The sequence below is a fragment of the uncultured Kocuria sp. genome (assembly GCF_947500125.1).
GTDB lineage: Bacteria > Actinomycetota > Actinomycetes > Actinomycetales > Micrococcaceae > Kocuria.
Genome location: NZ_CANMRA010000001.1, coordinates 173,665 through 191,313 on the forward strand (window position 1 = coordinate 173,665; position 17,649 = coordinate 191,313).

Genomic DNA, 17,649 nt, shown 5'->3' on the forward strand with positions numbered 1-17,649 from the left:
AAAACCTCTCTATTCTTTTTCGTTTTTCCGTGACGGTATGCGTACCCAAAACACCGTCAGCACCGTCAATTGAAAAATGATGCCGATAACGTATCCCGCGGCACCCGACTCCAGCCCACCGTACGCGCTCCCAAACCATAGGCCGGCCAGCGAGATTAAGGAGCCGGTCATCGAAATACGAGAAACAAGGGCGTGCCGGCGCAGTCCCTGCATCGCGGCGTTTACCATATAAATCATAGACAGCCCCACAAAACCGAAAAAGTAAATGAGGGTGACCGGGACAGCTGAGCTGAACTCCTCGCCGAGAACCAAGGCGATAAGCGGTTCGATAAATATTGCTATTACAAGCAAAATGGTAGCGATAAAAGCCGTTACAAAACCGGCACCCAGTATAAACTTGCGCTTAGGAAACGTTCGGGCCGCCGACGTCTTCGGGAGCACCAACGTTGCCAATGACGTCGGAATCATCATGATCGGTGACCCGATTTTTGACGGCACGGCCAGGAGACCGGAGGCGGTCGGCCCGAGTACGAAGCCCACTACCACAACGTCCAATAGGCGCACCTGGCCACTTATCGTGTCCCACCAATAGTGCTTCGACTCCCGGAGGATCTTCCGCACGTCAACAGATGGCTTGCTTGCCGGTGCGAAATCAATCCTGCGCCGCAACCGCCAGTTGCATACGGCTTCGGAAACCGCGATCGATAATGAAAAAGCAAATGCAACCGGCAGGGAGAACAATACTCCGGCAACAAATATTGCCAACGCAAGGATGCGCCGAAGTGCCAGATTGCTCGAGAACAGTCCGGTTTGACCATCGGCAACGGCAATGCTGTTCAGAACGGCGGCGTCTCGCTGAAATCCGAGGGCGAGGACAAAAGGAAGGAACCACCAGGCGCGACTGTCCCAGAGCATCGTCATCAGGACGATCACGCACAGCAGAGCCACGAGGGCAGAATTGACAAATCTGTTGAGTCGGTAAATCCCCTGGACGTCCCTGTGGTTTTTGTCCCTCGCTCGTACCACGCTCATATATGGCCCAAGACCCAGCCCAAGCATCCAGGCCATGGCCGTGACGCCTGCTTGGACAGCGATGACAAGTCCGAAGTCGCCCGTACTCGACCAACGAGCTAGTAGCACTAATGAACAAGTTTGGGCGACTGCAGCCACGACCCTGCCTGATAGGAGACCGGCGACCTGCCGACCGAGGTTCCTACCTTTGAACAAAGTTTGGGTCTTTCCGGGCTGCTTGAGAAGGCACGGCGATGATCTGAGATTCGATGGTCTTGAGTTGCTCGTGAGCAGCCGTAACTCCGGCCCGAATTTCTTCACGACGATTGAGCACGGAATGGAGGAATTTGAGCATTTCGGTACTCGATGCATTCTCAGCGTCCTGGGTGATACCCAAGATTCCCGCAGCCTGGAAATGAGTCCTGACTTTACTGCTGGGCGTCGGGACAACTTCACAGGGAAGGCACCCTCCGAGAGCTGCCAGGATCAGCACGTGCAGCCGATCGCTGATGACCATAGTCGCCTCGGCGTACATCCCGCGGAGCAATTGCTCCTGCTCAATGTCATCTCTATTGCCGAAATCAACGCACTCACCACCCAAGGCGGTAGCGAGTTCCGCGGTCCGGATTTCGTCCTGACGAACCTGAGCGACACAGGTAATCGACAGTCCTTGCTCGTGTGCGAGTCGTCGTACGGCTTCTTCCCAAGCAGCCGACGGCCGAGGACGTAACCCGCGCAGGCTAATCAGCAGCCGGTGACGGGAGGGAGACTTGTCTCCGTAGGGTGACTCACTGAAAGCAATGTCGGGCACCACACGTCCCATGCCCACCAGTCTCCGGCTATCGGACTCCCGCCAGAGGTTCACAGTAGACAGCTGTAATCCCAACTTATGCAAGAAGGTCAGAGCCCGGGAGGGGTGACTTAACGAACGAGGCGGTCGGATTACTCGTCCGCCTTTGAAGCGGGTCATGATGACGAACAAGAGCACCATGACTTCCCACTTGTACTGGTTCAGCCTCAAGTCCACCTCACCCGGCTCAAGGACAAGGGTGTACCCGCGCGGCGCCCGTAGCATCGCTACAAGCCACGCTCTGATGTTGGCCTGCTGATAGACGTCATCTCGGGATGTCAGACCAATTTGTCGACACCACATGTCCGGCGCCCGGCCGATGAAGGCAGCCACCGGCTGTCCGCACAAGCGGGCCCAGGCAAGCGATCGGCGGCGGATCAAGGCGTCACCGATATTTGGGTAGTCGCCGGTGAGGGTGACAAACACCCGATTTTCGGACTGGTTGCCAGTCATTGCATTAGTCATGTCAGTTCGTTCCTCCTGGTCGCACGGAACCCCATTTCTTGGCGTGATGACGTCGGTAGATCGTGCCGTAAATTTGCGGCGACCACCTAAGCGCCGCCGCTTTGAGTGTTATGGCCAGATGACCCCGACGCCAGGAAGAGTAGATCATTGGCGGGGTGATGTTGGCGCGGTAAGGAATTTTGGACACGTCGCGATTGGCCCCGGACAGCACACTATTCGCAGCGGGGATCATAACGTGAGACCAGGTGAAAAGCCGTAGGTCGTCGTTGAGTCGTGACCCGAGGTCGTTTTTTTCCACAACCTCCTCGGCCGTTTCTGCGCACTGGATGAGGTTTTCCCACTTGTAATCGGCGGACTGCAATATGGAACCGTCGTGGACGTCGTAGAAGTACTTTTCCCCCGGAACAGCGGCGACCCTGCGTGACGCCACGACCAGGCGTATGATTCCGGCGAGATCTGAGTGGGCTCTCATCGCCGGAAAAGGGTACTTCTCCAGCCTTGCTCTCCGAATTAACTTGTTCCACAAGTGGCCCTGGAGCTCGCCGCGCAGGATGCGCTGCAACGCGTCTTCACCGGCGATGATCTCGCGCACCGGTGCGTCTTGGATCGAGGAGGTGTGGCCAGTCTTGGCCACTACTCGCCGGGCGTCGCAAACTACCATGTCCACCTCCGAGCACGACACTCCGCTCCATAGGTGAAAAAGGATGTCGGAAGACCACGAGTCGTCACCATCGACGAACCAGACAAACTCGCCCGACGCCTCGGCGACCGCCGCATTCCGCGCTATAGCCACCCCGCACGTTGCGGCATTTTCAATGATCAGATGCGGGATCGAAGCAGATCGGCTCCAGTCCCGCAGAACGTCCGCTGTTCCATCGGTGGACCCATCATCGACGATAATCAGTTCCCACGAGTCAAATTCCAAGCTCTCGATGCCAGTTAGGGCGTTTTCCAGGTATTTGAGCCCATTTCGGACAGGCATAATCACGGATATTTTGGGACCCGTCATCGGACTGGCTCCAACTGGGCTCCGGCTTCCTGACCCTCTCGAAGAACGTCCCGGTACAGGGTGTCAAGATCGGCACCTATGCGGCGAAGGTCGAATTGCCGCTCCACCAGCCCTCTGGCGGCAGCCCCCATCTTCGAGCGTAAAGGCCCGTTATTGACAAGCTCACGAATCGACTCAGCGAGAGCCGATCCGCTGCCATCAACCACAAACCCCGCGTCAGCGGCAACGATCTGCTCGCTCAAGCCGCAAGTGTCGGTGATAACAACCGGCTTGCCTGCCGCCATCGCCTCTATGACCGACATCGGAAATGGCTCATCGACGGAGGGCAACACGTAGATGTCGCACTCTTTCAACCGAGCCTGGGTTTCACCCGGGCCCAGAAAGCCCTCATAAGTGATGTGGTCCGAAAATCCGGACTCCTCGATCGTGTGCTGCACCTCGGAAGCTTCCCCTTCGTCCGGGCCCACGAGTTTGAACGACGCCGAGATCCCACTGTTCAACAGCACCTTGGCCGCTTCGACGAAAGCCTTTGGCCGCTTGCGACTGTGCAACCGTGCGAGGTATAGGACCTCGGCGACTGTTCCCGTATCGACCGCCCGCTCGGCCACGTCGTCAGCCGAGAGGTCCACTCCGTTAGGAAGATGCCTCAACACAAGATGCTGCCCAGCGACATCCCTGAGATCCTGCCGCTCTCGTTCCGTCAGGTACAGGACCGTCCGTGCGGTTCCTAGGACACGGCGTGTGAGAAACCAATCCAGTGGCACGGCCAGCGGGTTGTCGGTCCGGTCGATCATGCCGTGCGTCTGGACGACGAGCGGTTTGTTCGCCAGCAGCGTGAGGAGGGCCGAGGGCAGCGTGACCAAGTCCCGTGCCAGGTGGACGTGGACCACGTCCGCGCCGCGCATGGCCCGCGAGAGCCAATGGAGCAGGCCAGGCGATGTAAGACCGGCAAATCCGGAATTCGGGATCACCTTACGGGCGGGGAAGAGTCGAACCGGGAAGCCGTCGAATTCGGTCGGCAGCGGACCCTTGAAGCCGCCTGATGCGGCCGCGACCAACACGTCGTGGCCGAGTTCAGTGAGCGCCTTCGCCTGATTGATGGCCACCCTCACAGGACCGCCATAGGCGCCATCCGGGCTGATGTAGGTGACGACCTGCAGTATCTTCACGGCTGTTCCGCCCTCGCCCCGACCGCAAAGCGCCGGCCCTTGGTATCCGCCTTCGGAGGCCCAAGAACCACGTTCGGCCCGACGTCCCGGTTCACCAATGTCAGCGGCTGCACGAGCGCCGAGCGCCCCACCGTCACTCCCCCGGTGACTACGCAGCGGGAGGTGACCCATGCCCCGTCTTCAATGGTCACCGGGCGGGTGATGAGGCCCATGTCCTTACGGTGCGCATGGCTACCGGTGGTGATGAAGGTTTCCTGCGACACGACCGCATCGTGGCCGATCGTGACCTGGTCCTGGTTGTGGATCCACACGCCCTCGCCGATCCACGAGCGGTCGCCGACTTCCAGGTTCCATGGGAACTTGATGCGCGTGCGGGGCCGGATGATGACACCGTCGCCGATCTTGGCACCGAAGGCGCGGAGTGCCTTTGTCCGCAGGCCGGAGCTGATCTGCCACGGGTTGGTGACGAGGACGAGCTCGGTGGCTGACCACAGGTAGATCATCCACTTAGGCCTGTTCCAGGCCTCGCCCTCACCGGGCGCCTGGGAGAGGTCAATGACAGGAACGTCGGAGTCGGCAGGGTTGCGCTCAGCGGCGGTGGCCATGAATACCTCTGCTTGTGGGGGGCGGGGAGGTTATGTGAGCTGAACCACGGGCCGACGTGGGGCGTCGTCCCAGAGCTGAATGCGCTCACATGTATCGTCTGATTTATACCCCATCCCCTCCGGTGGGCCGCTGATCCCCGTCGGCGTTGCTCCCAGTGTGACGAAAGCATCTCCATGCCCCCTCGTTTGACGATCATCGGCATCAACTACGCTCCAGAGTCCAGCGGCAATGCTCCCTACACCACGGCCCTGGCCGAAGGAATGGCTGAGCTCGGGTGGGACGTCCGGGTCATCACCGGGTTCCCGCACTACCCGCAGTGGCAGGTTTATGACGGCTACGACGGCCGGACGCTGGAAGAGGCTCACGGCGGGGTCCACATCCTGCGCCTGCGCCACTACGTACCCGCGGAACCGAAGCTGCTCAATCGGCTGCTGATGGAAGTCCACTTCGGCGTCCGCGCCGCAGCGGCGAACTGGGGCCGCCCGGATGTGGTGCTCTTCGTGAACCCCGGGCTTTTCTCCTCGGGCGTTGCAGCTCTCCGCGCCAAGCTCGGCCGGCGCCGTCCCGGGACAGCGATCTGGATTCAAGACCTGTACTCCCGCGGACTCGAGGAGGTGCACACCTCGGCTGTCGCGCTGGCCCCCGTCATGCGGCAGGTCGAGGGCCTGGTGCTGCGCGCCATGGACCGCGTGATCGTGATCCACGACCGGTTCCGCCGCCACGCGGTCAACGAACTCGGTGTGGCGCCGGAGCGGGCACTCATCCACCGGAACTGGTCCCACATCACTCCTCAGCACGAGATTGACACCGCGGCGGTCCGCGCTCGTCGGGGCTGGTCCGAGGAAGAGGTGGTCGTTCTGCACGCCGGCAACATGGGCGTGAAGCAGTACCTCGAGAACGTGGTGGAGGCCGCCCGGCTCGCCGATGAGCGGAACTCCCGTGTCCGGTTCGTCCTGCTCGGTGCGGGCAGCCAGTTGCCGCGACTCAAAGAGCTGGCGGCGGGTGTGGAGAGTCTGGAGTTCGTCGACCCCCTGCCCGACGAGGAGTACACCGCGGCTCTTGCGGCCGCAGACGTCCTGCTCGTCAACGAGAAGCCCGAGCTCCGGGAGATGTGCGTGCCGAGCAAGCTCACGTCCTACTTCGCCACCGGGCGCCCTGTCCTGGCTGCGGTGGACGACGAGAGTTCGTCCGCCGGCGAGATCGAGTCCTCCGGGGCTGGGCGCGTTGTCCCCTCCGGCGATCCCGCAGGCTTGCTGCGGGCCGCTGAGGAGCTCGGCGGCGACCGGGCTCTGGCCTCGGAGATCGGCAGGCGCGGTCCCGGATACGTCGCCGAGCACCTCGCCGCGGACGCCGCGATGCGCCGGTGGGACGAGGTGCTCCGATCTTTGACGCAACATGTCCGGCTCTGATCACCGGCTTCGTCCATTCATTCACTAGCATAAAGCTGTCCCCTCAACGGCCCACGCCTCATCCCCCCGAAGGACGATCATGCACGCCACCCCCAAGAAGGCTTTCATCACCGGGATCACCGGTCAGGACGGCTCCTACCTGGCGGAGCTGCTGCTCGCCAAGGGCTACGAGGTGCACGGGCTGATCCGTCGCGCCTCGACCTTCAACACCCACCGGATCGACCACCTCTACACGGACCCGCACGAGGCCGACGCGAAGCTGTTCCTGCACTACGGCGACCTCAGTGATGGCAGCCGTTTGGTGACGTTGATGGCGCAGATCCGCCCGGACGAGGTCTACAACCTCGCCGCCCAGTCCCATGTGAAGGTCTCCTTCGAAGAGCCCGAGCACACCGGGGACACCACCGGCCTCGGCACCGTCCGCCTGCTCGAGGCCATGCGCCTGGCCAACGTGGACGCCCGCTACTACCAGGCCTCCACGTCCGAGCTGTACGGCGCCACCCCGCCGCCGCAGCACGAGGACACCCCGTTCTACCCCCGCTCCCCCTACGGGGCGGCGAAGATCTACTCCTACTGGATCACCAAGAACTACCGCGAGGCCTACGACATGTACGCGGTCAACGGGATCCTCTTCAACCACGAGTCCCCCCGCCGAGGGGAGACCTTCGTGACGAGGAAGATCACCCGCGCGGTGGCCGCGATCAAGGCCGGCACCCAGGAGAAGCTCTACATGGGCAACCTCCAGGCCATCCGCGACTGGGGCTACGCCGCGGAGTACGTCGAGGGCATGTGGCGGATGCTCCAAGCCGACGAGCCCGAGGACTTCGTGCTCGCCACCGGCCACCCGTGCACGGTGCGGGAGTTCCTGGAGATCTCTTTCGACCACGCCGGGCTGGACTGGCGCGAGCACGTCGAGTTCGACGAGCGCTACCTGCGTCCCACCGAGGTCGACGCCCTCATCGGTGACCCCGCCAAGGCCAAGGACAAGCTCGGCTGGGAAGCCACCGTCAAGGCCCCCGAACTGGCCCGCCTCATGGTCGACGCCGACATCGCCCTGCTCGAGAACGACGCCTGGATCGACACCGTCGACCTCGCCTCCTGGGCCAAGTGAGACAGGGCGCAACGATGACAGCAGAGACCACCGAGAAGACCGCTGACGCGACGACGTCGTTCACGCCCGGCCCGCTGGATCGCACCGCCCCGTTCTACGTGGCCGGTCACCGGGGCCTGGTCGGCTCCGCCATCTGGCGCAGACTCCAGGCCGAGGGCTTCACCGACCTCATCGGCCGCACCTCGGCCGAGCTGGACCTCAAGGACCGCGACGCGGTCTTCGCCTTCTTCGCCCGCACCAAGCCGCGCTACGTGGTACTGGCCGCGGCAAAGGTCGGCGGCATCCTCGCCAACAATACCTACCCGGTCGACTTTCTGAGCGAGAACCTGCGGATCCAGGTCAACGTCCTCGACGCCGCCCTGGAGCACGGCGTGGAGCGGGTCCTGTTCCTGGGGTCCTCCTGCATCTACCCGAAGCTGGCGCCTCAGCCGCTGAAGGAGGAGTACCTGCTCACCGGGCACCTGGAGCCCACCAACGACGCCTACGCGATCGCCAAGATCGCCGGGATCCTCCAGATCCAGGCCGTCCGCCGCCAGTACGGGCTGCCCTGGATCTCGGCGATGCCCACCAACCTCTACGGGCCCGGGGACAACTTCTCCCCCACCGGCTCCCACGTGCTCCCGGCGATGATCCGCCGCTACGAAGAAGCCCGCATCAGTGGCGCCGAGTCGGTGACCAACTGGGGCACCGGCTCCCCACTGCGGGAGTTCCTGCACGTCGACGACATGGCCGAGGCCTGCCTGCACCTGCTCGAGCACTACGACGGCCCCGAGCACGTCAACGTGGGCACCGGCACCGACGTCACCATCAAGGACCTCGCCGGTCTCGTGGCCGAGGCCGTGGGCTACGAGGGCCGCATCGAGTGGGACACATCGAAGCCCGACGGCACCCCCCGCAAGCTCATGGACGTCACCAAGCTGGCCGAGGCCGGCTGGACCGCCCGCATCCCCCTGCACGAGGGCCTGCGGTCCACCGTCGAGTGGTTCCGCGAGCACCAGGACGGCATCCGCGAGTGACTTCTACCCCTCCCCCCACCCCCGAGCCGATCCCGAGGAGAACCATGGAGCACCTTGACGCAGAGCGGGAAGCCCCCGCTCTCGATGCACGGGACCTCCTCCGGCTCGTGCGCACGCACTGGCGGGCCATCACGCTGATCACGCTGCTGTGCACCCTCCTGGCGCTCGGCTGGACGCTGATCCAGCCGAAGATCTACTCGGCCACGGCGTCCGGCCTGGTCGTCGCCACCGGTGAGCAGGACCTGGCCAGCGCGCTGGCGGGCAACAACCTGGCGCAGTCCAAGGCGGTCTCCTACGAGTCGCTGGCGACATCGAAGCCAGTGGCCGAAGGCGTGATCGACGAGCTCGACCTCGACGCCACGCCGGAGGAGCTGCTGCAGCGCATTGCCACGGACGTTCCCGTGGACACCCCGGAGCTGCGCATCACCGCCGACGCCGAGGACCCGACCGAGGCAGCCGATCTGGCCAACGCCTGGGTCGTGGCGCTGGCCGGTCAGGTGCAGGAGCTCGAGAGCCAGGGCGACGAGGACGCCATCAATCGCGTGGCCGTCCAGCCGCTGAGCAACGCCTCGCTGCCGCTGGCGCCGTCCTCGCCGAACCTCAAGCTGAACCTGGCCCTCGGCTTCGTGGGCGGTCTCGGTCTGGGCATGCTCTACGCCTTCGCCCGGTACAAGATGGACCGCCGCATCAAGTCCGTCGAGGAGATCCGCGACGGCTTCGGTGTTGCGGTCCTCGGTGTCATCCCCACGGACGACCGGCTGGCCGACCACCGCGAAATCGTCGAGACCGGCTTCTCCTCCGGGCGCGGGCATCACGAGTTCTCCGAGGCTCTGCGCGAGCTGCGCACCAACCTCAGCTTCGTCTCCGTGGACAACCCCCCGAAGATGATCGTGGTCACCTCCGCCCTGCCGGGTGAGGGCAAGTCCTCGATCACGGCGAACCTGGCGGTGGCCATCGCCTCGACCGGGCGCAACGTCGTCGTCGTGGACGGGGACCTCCGCCGGCCGGTGATCACCGACCTGTTCGGGCTCGTGCCCGGCGTGGGTGTCACCGACGTGCTGACCGGGCAGGTGCAGGTGGACGAGGTCCTCCAGACCTACGACAAGTTCCCGAACCTGCAGGTGCTCGGCGCCGGCCGCACGGCGCCGAACCCCACGGAGCTGCTGTCCTCGAAGGCCATGCACGCCATGCTCGAGACCCTCGCCGAGGACGCCCTGGTCCTGGTGGACGCTCCCCCGCTGCTGCCGGTCACCGACGCCGCGCTGCTCACGGCCTCCGCCGACGGCGCGATCATCGTGGCCACCGCGCAGCGGACCACCACGGACGAGCTGTCCAAGGCCCTGGAGAACCTGCACCAGGTCCACGGCAACGTGCTCGGCGTGGTGCTCAACCGCGTGCCCACCACCGGTGCGGACGCCGGGTACTACGGATACTATGGCAAATCCTATTACGCGAACTCGGACGAGCAGGCGGCGCCGAAGACCGGCGCTCAGCCGGTGGTCGCTGCACCGGCTGCCCAGCAGCCGTGGGGCACGGCACCGCGCGCGGAGGGCTCCGAGGCCCAGCATGCGGGTTCACCCCGTACTCGGCAGGAGCCCACGGCTCCCGCGGCCGAGGACGCGGCACCCGCTTCGCGGCCTCAGCAGTCCAACGGTCAGGGTTCTCCCGAGCACGAGACCTTCGGCCTCGAGGCCTGGGGCCAGTCGGGCTCGCACAGCGGGTCCACCGCCACGGGGCACTGATCCCGGCCGGTGTCCGGCTCAACCGTTCACGGGGCGTCTTCCTGCGGGAAGGCGCCCCGAACGCGTTGCAGGACCTCCGCAGGGCTCACTGCCCGGCGGCCTCCGGATCGGTCATTCCGACGATCATGACCAGGTGGCCGCACGTGTCGTCGAGCACCGCGGTGATGACCGGACCCGTCGGGACACCAGCGGCCGCCTCAGCAGGGGGTCTGCTGGTGCACGACCAGCTTCCAGCCCCGCTCCCGGCGGGCGTAGGTGCTGCTGACGAGCGCCTCGTACGGAGCGGATTCTCCCCGGCGGGCCTGCACGCGGTAGAAGACCACCGCGGTGTCGGACGTCGGATACAGCACCCGGAGGTCGGACAGCTCGTAGGAGGACCACGGGATGCCGGACAGGGAGGCCACGATCGCCGCGCGGTCGTCCAGGAGCAGGCCGCCGGGCAGCAGCATCAGCGGCTCCTGGTCCAGGACGTCGTCGTAGAAGGCCGCGGCCTGCTCGCCGGTCGAGGACAGGGCCTGCCAGCCCTGCTGCTCCAGACTGCTCGGATCGGTGCTCTCCATGGGCCCATGATGGCACCGGCCGGCCGCGTTCGACACGGATGACGACGACGCCTCCCCGTCCCGAGGGGCGTCCACCTGCCCACGGCGCAGGGCCGGACGTATGCTCAAAATCGGTCGGATCGATCCGGGCAGCGCAGTCGGGAACCCGACGGCAACGACGCCCGCGGAGGAGACACGATGAGCACACCCCCCAGCCAGGACCCGCACTCCCCCGCCCGGCACGTGGCCGACAGCCACGACCTGATCCGCGTCCAGGGCGCGCGGGAGAACAATCTCCAGGACATCAGCGTGGAGCTCCCCAAGCGCCGGCTGACGGTGTTCACCGGCATCTCCGGCTCCGGCAAGAGCTCCCTGGTGTTCGGCACGATCGCCGCGGAGTCCCAGCGGCTGATCAACGAGACCTACAGCACCTTCGTGCAGGGCTTCATGCCCGTGCAGGCCCGGCCCGACGTCGACGTCCTGGACGGCCTCACCACCGCGATCATCGTGGACCAGGAGCGGATGGGCGCCAACGCCCGCTCCACCGTGGGCACCGCCACCGACGCGGACGCGATGCTGCGGATCCTCTTCAGCCGCCTGGGGACGCCGCACATCGGCACGGCCAAGGCGTTCTCCTTCAACGTCGCCTCGATCAGCGGCGCGGGCGCGGTCACCATGGAGCGCGGCGGCAAGACCGTCAAGGAGCGGCGCAGCTTTTCCATCACCGGCGGGATGTGCCCCCGGTGCGAGGGCATGGGCTCCGTCAACGACTTCGACCTGACCCAGCTCTACGACGCCTCCAAGTCCCTCAACGAGGGAGCGCTGACGATCCCCGGTTACAGCGCGGACGGCTGGTACGGCCGGATCTTCAGTGGTTGCGGCTTCTTCGACCCGGACAAGCCGATCCGCGACTTCACCGAGAAGGAACTGGAGGACCTGCTCCACAAGGAGCCGACCAAGATCAAGGTCGACAACATCAACCTCACCTACGAGGGGCTCATCCCCCGGATCCAGAAGTCGTTCCTGTCCAAGGACGTGAGCGCGCTGCAGCCGCACATCCGGGCTTTCGTGGAGCGGGCGGTGACGTTCACCGCCTGCCCCGAGTGCGGCGGCACCCGGCTCAGCGAGGCCGCCCGGTCCTCGAAGATCCGGGGCATCAACATCGCCGAGGCCTGCGCGATGCAGATCAGCGACCTCGCCGCCTGGGTGCGCGAGCTGGATGAACCGTCCGTGGCGCCGCTGCTCACCGCGCTGGGCGAGACCCTCGACTCCTTCGTGGAGATCGGCCTGGGCTACCTCTCGCTCAGCCGGTCCTCGGGCACGCTCTCGGGCGGCGAGGCCCAGCGCACCAAGATGATCCGCCACCTGGGCTCCTCGCTCACCGACGTCACCTACGTCTTCGACGAGCCGACCATCGGTCTGCACCCGCACGACATCGAGCGGATGAACAACCTCCTGCTCCTGCTGCGGGACAAGGGCAACACCGTGCTGGTCGTGGAGCACAAGCCGGAGACCATCGCGATCGCCGACCACGTGGTCGACCTCGGCCCCGGCGCCGGCACCGCCGGCGGCACCGTCTGCTACGAGGGCACCGTTGACGGTCTGCGCACCGCGGGCACCCTCACCGGGCGGCACCTGGACGACCGTGCCGCCCTGAAGCCGTCGGTCCGCGAGCCCTCCGGTGTCCTGGAGGTGCGCGGCGCCGACACCCACAACCTGCGCTCCGTGGACGTCGACATCCCCCTCGGCGTGCTGACGGTGGTGACCGGTGTGGCCGGCTCGGGCAAGAGCTCGCTGATCACCGGCTCGGTGGTGGGCCGGGAGGACGTGGTCTCGATCGACCAGGGCGCCATCCGCGGCTCCCGCCGCAGCAACCCGGCCACGTACACGGGTTTGCTGGACCCGATCCGCAAGGCCTTCGCCAAGGCCAACGGCGTGAAGCCGGCGCTGTTCAGCGCCAACTCGGAAGGCGCCTGTCCCGTCTGCAACGGCAACGGCGTCATCTACACCGACCTGGCGATGATGGCCGGCGTGGCCACCACGTGCGAGGAGTGCGGCGGCCGGCGGTTCCAGGCCTCAGTGCTCGAGTACACCCTGGGCGGCCGCAACATCGCCGAGGTGCTCGCCATGCCGGTCGAGGAGGCCGAGGAGTTCTTCGGCAACGGCGACGCCCGCACCCCTGCCGCGCACGCCATCCTGGACCGGCTCGCCGACGTGGGGCTGGGCTACCTCAGCCTCGGCCAGCCGCTCACCACGCTCTCCGGCGGCGAGCGGCAGCGGCTCAAGCTGGCCACCCACCTGGGCAAGAAGGGCGGCGTCTACGTCCTCGACGAGCCGACCACCGGCCTGCACCTCGCCGACGTGCAGCAGCTGCTGGGCCTGCTCGACCGGCTGGTGGACTCCGGGAAGTCGGTCATCGTCATCGAGCACCACCAGGCGGTCATGGCCCACGCGGACCGGATCATCGACCTCGGCCCGGGCGCCGGGCACGACGGCGGCCGGATCGTCTTCGAGGGCACTCCCGCCGAACTCGTCGCCGCCCGCTCGACCCTCACCGGCGAGCACCTCGCGGCGTACGTGGGCGCCTGAGCGCACCACCCGTCCTCAGCACCGCCCCGGAAGAGCCGGGTCGCAGCGAGATCAGCCCGCCGGCCCCCGCTCCGCGTAGCGGCGCTCGAAGGCGAGGATCGCGTCCGTGGCCTCGAACAGCTCGTCCGCCATCTGCTGGAGCACCGCGTCCTCCTGGCGGTAGGGGTCGACCACGTCGTTGCGCTCCGGGTGGCGCACCGGCACCCGCTGACGCAGCCGCGGCGCCTGCTGCACCAGCCACGCCCAGCGCTCGGCGCGGTCCGCCGGCACCGCGTGGTCGAGCTCCGGGTCGGTGGAGAGGTACTGCAGGATCCGGGCGAACTCCCGCAGGGTGAAGACCTTCTTCAGCAGCCGCGGGGACTGCTGGAGCACCGGCTGGGTGTGCTCCCGGGCCATCACGAGCACCAGGTCCACGTCCCGCAGCACGTCCGGGGTGACCTGCCGGGCCCGGTGCGCGGCGGCGGCCTCCAGGCCGCGGTCCCGGGCCAGCTTGCCCACCCGCTGCTCGAAGCCCTCGTCCACCAGCGCGTGCATCCCGGCGCTCGTCACCTCGAAGCCGCCGGGCGAGATCTCGTTGAGGCCGTGGTCGAGCTCGACCGCCGCCATGGGCGAACGGCAGATGTTGCCCGTGCAGACCGTCAGGATGCGCGTGGGGGCCATGGTTCTCCTCTGGGGGTCGAGTCCGGTTCATCGTATCCGGGCGACAGCCCTGAGCAGGGCGTTCACCGGCTCACCGGGAGCGCGCCGCGGACGGGAGCGGGAAGGCGGCAGGTCCGTCGTCGTCGTTCCCCGAGCCGGATCACCGGACCCAATCACTACGCGCAGAGATGTACGGGTGCGTAACACGGCCCATCGTTATTGATTATTTATGCAAACGCGCCTTTATACTCGTCGTGGCTCCTGAGGATCTTCCCCCCATCCCGATGGCCTTGCACGAGTCGTTCCCCCAACGATCCATGCGAGATAGGCGTTCCAGCGTGAAAGCACCCCCCCGACTGACGCTGCCCGCTGCCCTCACGGCGGCGGTGCTGGCCATCACCACACTGACCCCGGTCGCGGCCCTGGAAGAGGCCGCCACCACCCGATCGACCACCCTCTCCGAGGAGCGCCAGGGCAACCTGGTCTCCAAGGTCGTGGAGTCCGGAGGCGAGGTCGTCTCCACCCTCGTGGACGGGACCACCGGCGAGGCCGTCCTCCCCGACCCGGACCGCGCCGGCACGCAGCCGACCCCCGGCGACCCCCACGGCGGCGCCGTGATGGGCCAGTGGGCCAAGTCCGAGAACCACTTCGAGCGGCTCGCCGCGTCCTCCGCCCGCACCGCCGAGGAGCTCACCGGGACCGACGACGGCGCTGCTGCCGGCGCCGGCGACACCGCGGAGGAGGCGGGCGCGGGGGTCGCGTCCGCCGAGTCCCTCGGTGCCGCCGCCTCCTGGGCCCCCAGCGGCATCAAGGGCACGGACGTCTCCAACTGGCAGCCGTCCCTGAACTGGACCAGCCTGTGGAACCAGGGCTCGCGCTTCGCCTACGTGAAGTCCTCCGAGGGCGACAGCATCCGCAACAGCCTCTTTCCCCAGCAGTACGCCGGCGCGGGGGCCGTGGGCATGTACCGCGGCGGCTACCACTTCGCGATCCCCACCCGGGACTCCTCCGGCGCCAAGCAGGCCGACTACTTCCTCGCCAACGGCGGCGGCTGGTCCGCGGACGGCAGGACCCTGCCCGGTCTGCTGGACATCGAGAACAACCCGTACCCCTCCCTGTACGGCAACGCCTGCTACGGCTTCTCGCCGTCCGAGATGGTCGGCTGGATCCGCGACTTCTCCAACCGGTACAAGTCCCGCACCGGGCGGCTGCCGGCCATCTACACGAACTACTACTGGTGGCGGGACTGCACCGGCAACTCCAGTGCGTTCAACGACCACCCCATGCACATCGCCGCGTACGAGACCGCGGCCCCCATCGTCCCCAGCGCGTGGTCCACCTACGACTTCTGGCAGTACACCGACGAGGGCTTCACCGAGCAGATCGACGCCAACGTCTACCGCGGCAGCTCCACGCAGCTGCGGGACATGGCGCGCAACGCCTACTACAAGCCCCTCGGCGGGCGGGCCCCCTCCGGGACCCCCACCCAGGTGGCCCCCGCCGGATACGTGGTCAAGGGCGCCATCGGCAACCAGTACCGCGCCCTCGGCGGGTCCTCGGTCTTCGGCACCCCCACCGGCAACGAGCGCGGCGGGCTCCTCCACGGCGGCGCCCTCCAGGGCTTCGCCAAGAAGCAGACCTTCTACTGGACGCCCTCCACCGGGGCGTGGCCGGTGAACTTCAACGGGGCCATCGGCCGCAAGTTCGCCGCCAACCGCTGGGAGAACGGCTACGGCTACCCCACCACCCGCGAGGCCGGCGGGCTCGTCAACGGCGGCGCCTACCAGGTCTTCCGCAAGGGCAGCGCCGTGACCAAGGTGCTGTGGAGCCCGACCACCGGCGCCGTGCCGGTCCGGGAGACCACCGGCATCGGCGCGGCGTGGAAGCGCGGCGGCCACGAGCGCGGCTACGGCTACCCCGTCATCACCGAGCGCGGCGGGCTGCTCCACGGCGGCGCCTACCAGGTGTTCCGCAACGGCAGCAAGGTCCACCGGATCCTCTGGAGCTCCGGCTCCGGCGCCCACGCGGTGCAGGAGAACGGCGCGATCGGCCGCGAGTGGATCGCCGCCGGCTCCGAGCGCGGCTACGGCTACCCCACCACCAACGAGTACCGGTACGGCACCGAGATCCGCCAGCGGTTCTCCAAGAACTTCACCGTGCACTACTCGACCACCACGAAAAGGACCTGGGTGACCCGATGAGCCACGCCAAGCACCGCGCCACGGCGCGCACCCGCACCCCCGGCCCGCTGACGCTGACCGCCGCCGCCCTCGCCCTGGCGGTCCCCGCCACCGGGATGCTCACCGCGGCCCCCGCCGCCGCGGCGAGCTCGGACATCGTCACGGTCTCCTCGAGCACCCGCTCGGCCGACGCCCAGCAGCTGCTGGAGCTGATCAACGCCCACCGCAAGGCCAAGGGCCTCGCCCCCGTGAAGTACTCCGCGAGCGTGTCCGGCATCGCCCAGGGCGAGTCCGACCGCCTGGTCCGCCAGGAGGTCATCAACCACACGAACACCTTCATGACGGACCCCCGGGCCGCCGGCTGGCACCACGTCGGCGAGATCCACGCGGTCTCCTACCAGGGCCGGGTGGCGGACCTGATGACCTGGTGGAAGGGCTCGAAGGACCACAACAAGGTGCTCACCGAACCGGACATGACCGTCATCGGCATCGGCCTGACCTACGCGGACGGCTCGCTGGCCGAAACCAAGCAGGGCTGGCGGCTGGTCGGCACGGTCACGTCCTACGGCTACCCGGACGGCAAGGGGCCCACGGACGTCCGCACCACGGTGGGCACGGCCCCGGCGCCGGCGCCGGCGCCGAAGCCCACTCCCCCGCCCACCACCGCGCCGATCACCTCCGCCGGCTACGAGGTGCGCGGCGGGATCGGCCGCCAGTACCACGCCCTGGGCGGGGCGTCCGTGTTCGGGGCCCCCACCGGCAACGAGCGCGGAGGGCTCCTCTACGGCGGCGTGCTCCAGGGCTTCGCGAAGAAGCACACCTTCTACTGGAGCGCCGGCACCGGGGCGTGGCCCGTGAACTTCAACGGCGCCATCGGCCGCAAGTTCGCCGCCCACCGCTGGGAGAACGGCTTCGGCTACCCCACCACCCGCGAGATCACCGGGCTGACCGGCGGCGGCGCCTACCAGGTCTTCCGCAAGGGCAACGCCGTGCACAAGGTCCTGTGGAGCCCCCGGACCGGGGCGAAGGTCGTGAAGGAGTCCGGCGCGATCGGCCAGCGCTGGAAGTCCGCCGGGGCCGAGCGCGGCTACGGCTACCCGGTCACGGACGAGTACCGGTACGGCTCGGAGGTCCGCCAGCGGTTCTCCAACGGCTACACCGTCCACTGGTCCTCGATCACGAAGCGCAACTGGGTCACCCGCTGACCCTTTCCCACCAGCAGAACGCCCAGCCGGGCTTCCCGGCCGGGCGTTCTGCTGTCCGCAGGTGCATTGCTGTCCGCGGGTCCTTCCCCGTCCCCCGGCACGTCGCTGT

General features: G+C 66.8%; 14 protein-coding genes. 7 read left to right on the forward strand and 7 right to left on the reverse strand.

Annotated elements, in window-relative coordinates; genetic code table 11:
• Nucleotides 1-9 precede the first annotated feature (9 nt).
• The 5 genes from Q0817_RS00705 to Q0817_RS00725 are packed head-to-tail and all read right to left on the reverse strand — an operon-like array spanning nucleotide 10 to nucleotide 5,109.
• Nucleotides 10-1,332: a lipopolysaccharide biosynthesis protein gene (locus Q0817_RS00705; RefSeq protein ID WP_366139844.1), complete on the reverse strand. Its 1,323-nt coding sequence runs from the start codon at nucleotides 1,330-1,332 to the stop codon at nucleotides 10-12.
• Nucleotides 1,214-2,314: a hypothetical protein gene (locus tag Q0817_RS00710; RefSeq protein WP_298582732.1), complete on the reverse strand. Its 1,101-nt coding sequence runs from the start codon at nucleotides 2,312-2,314 to the stop codon at nucleotides 1,214-1,216. Before Q0817_RS00710 ends, Q0817_RS00705 begins: the two co-directional genes overlap by 119 nt.
• Before the next feature lie 13 nt (nucleotides 2,315-2,327).
• Nucleotides 2,328-3,335 carry a glycosyltransferase gene (locus Q0817_RS00715; protein WP_298582734.1) on the reverse strand — a complete coding sequence of 336 codons (1,008 nt, stop codon included), beginning with the start codon at nucleotides 3,333-3,335 and terminating at the stop codon, nucleotides 2,328-2,330.
• Complete coding sequence (locus tag Q0817_RS00720; protein WP_298582737.1) at nucleotides 3,332-4,504, reverse strand: glycosyltransferase; 1,173 nt, start codon at nucleotides 4,502-4,504, stop codon at nucleotides 3,332-3,334. Before Q0817_RS00720 ends, Q0817_RS00715 begins: the two co-directional genes overlap by 4 nt.
• Nucleotides 4,501-5,109 (reverse strand): acetyltransferase, encoded by a 609-nt coding sequence (locus tag Q0817_RS00725; RefSeq protein ID WP_298582740.1) that lies wholly within the window; start codon nucleotides 5,107-5,109, stop codon nucleotides 4,501-4,503. The genes Q0817_RS00720 and Q0817_RS00725 overlap by 4 nt, the downstream gene beginning before the upstream one ends.
• A gap of 174 nt (nucleotides 5,110-5,283) precedes the next feature.
• Between Q0817_RS00725 and Q0817_RS00730 the strand changes: the two genes are divergently transcribed.
• The 4 genes from Q0817_RS00730 to Q0817_RS00745 all read left to right on the forward strand — a co-directional run bounded on the left by Q0817_RS00730 (nucleotide 5,284) and on the right by Q0817_RS00745 (nucleotide 10,388).
• Nucleotides 5,284-6,519 (forward strand): glycosyltransferase, encoded by a 1,236-nt coding sequence (locus Q0817_RS00730; RefSeq protein ID WP_298582742.1) that lies wholly within the window; start codon nucleotides 5,284-5,286, stop codon nucleotides 6,517-6,519.
• 79 nt (nucleotides 6,520-6,598) lie between these two features.
• Entirely contained in the window at nucleotides 6,599-7,630 is a 1,032-nt protein-coding gene (gene gmd / locus Q0817_RS00735; RefSeq protein WP_126349974.1) for a GDP-mannose 4,6-dehydratase, read from the forward strand.
• Nucleotides 7,631-7,644: 14 nt separating this feature from the next.
• Nucleotides 7,645-8,646, forward strand: a complete 1,002-nt coding sequence (locus Q0817_RS00740) for a GDP-L-fucose synthase (RefSeq protein ID WP_298582749.1) — start codon at nucleotides 7,645-7,647, stop codon at nucleotides 8,644-8,646.
• 44 nt (nucleotides 8,647-8,690) lie between these two features.
• Complete coding sequence (locus Q0817_RS00745) at nucleotides 8,691-10,388, forward strand: polysaccharide biosynthesis tyrosine autokinase (RefSeq protein WP_298582752.1); 1,698 nt, start codon at nucleotides 8,691-8,693, stop codon at nucleotides 10,386-10,388.
• A 197-nt stretch (nucleotides 10,389-10,585) separates the two neighbouring features.
• Here Q0817_RS00745 and Q0817_RS00750 read toward each other — a convergent pair whose 3' ends face one another.
• The gene (locus Q0817_RS00750; RefSeq protein ID WP_298582755.1) at nucleotides 10,586-10,948 is read right to left on the reverse strand and encodes a nuclear transport factor 2 family protein; all 363 of its coding nucleotides are present in this window, start codon (nucleotides 10,946-10,948) and stop codon (nucleotides 10,586-10,588) included.
• A 177-nt stretch (nucleotides 10,949-11,125) separates the two neighbouring features.
• Between Q0817_RS00750 and Q0817_RS00755 the strand changes: the two genes are divergently transcribed.
• Nucleotides 11,126-13,516 carry an excinuclease ABC subunit UvrA gene (locus Q0817_RS00755; RefSeq protein ID WP_298582758.1) on the forward strand — a complete coding sequence of 797 codons (2,391 nt, stop codon included), beginning with the start codon at nucleotides 11,126-11,128 and terminating at the stop codon, nucleotides 13,514-13,516.
• 51 nt (nucleotides 13,517-13,567) lie between these two features.
• Here the strand turns inward: Q0817_RS00755 and Q0817_RS00760 are convergent, their stop codons facing one another.
• Nucleotides 13,568-14,176 carry a low molecular weight phosphatase family protein gene (locus tag Q0817_RS00760; protein WP_298582761.1) on the reverse strand — a complete coding sequence of 203 codons (609 nt, stop codon included), beginning with the start codon at nucleotides 14,174-14,176 and terminating at the stop codon, nucleotides 13,568-13,570.
• A 317-nt stretch (nucleotides 14,177-14,493) separates the two neighbouring features.
• On the opposite strand from Q0817_RS00760, the gene Q0817_RS00765 reads away from it, so the two are divergent.
• A complete protein-coding gene (locus Q0817_RS00765; RefSeq protein WP_298582764.1) occupies nucleotides 14,494-16,356 on the forward strand; it encodes a GH25 family lysozyme in 1,863 nt (620 codons plus the stop codon).
• Entirely contained in the window at nucleotides 16,353-17,540 is a 1,188-nt protein-coding gene (locus Q0817_RS00770) for a CAP domain-containing protein (protein ID WP_298582767.1), read from the forward strand. The genes Q0817_RS00765 and Q0817_RS00770 overlap by 4 nt, the downstream gene beginning before the upstream one ends.
• Nucleotides 17,541-17,649: the final 109 nt, after the last annotated feature.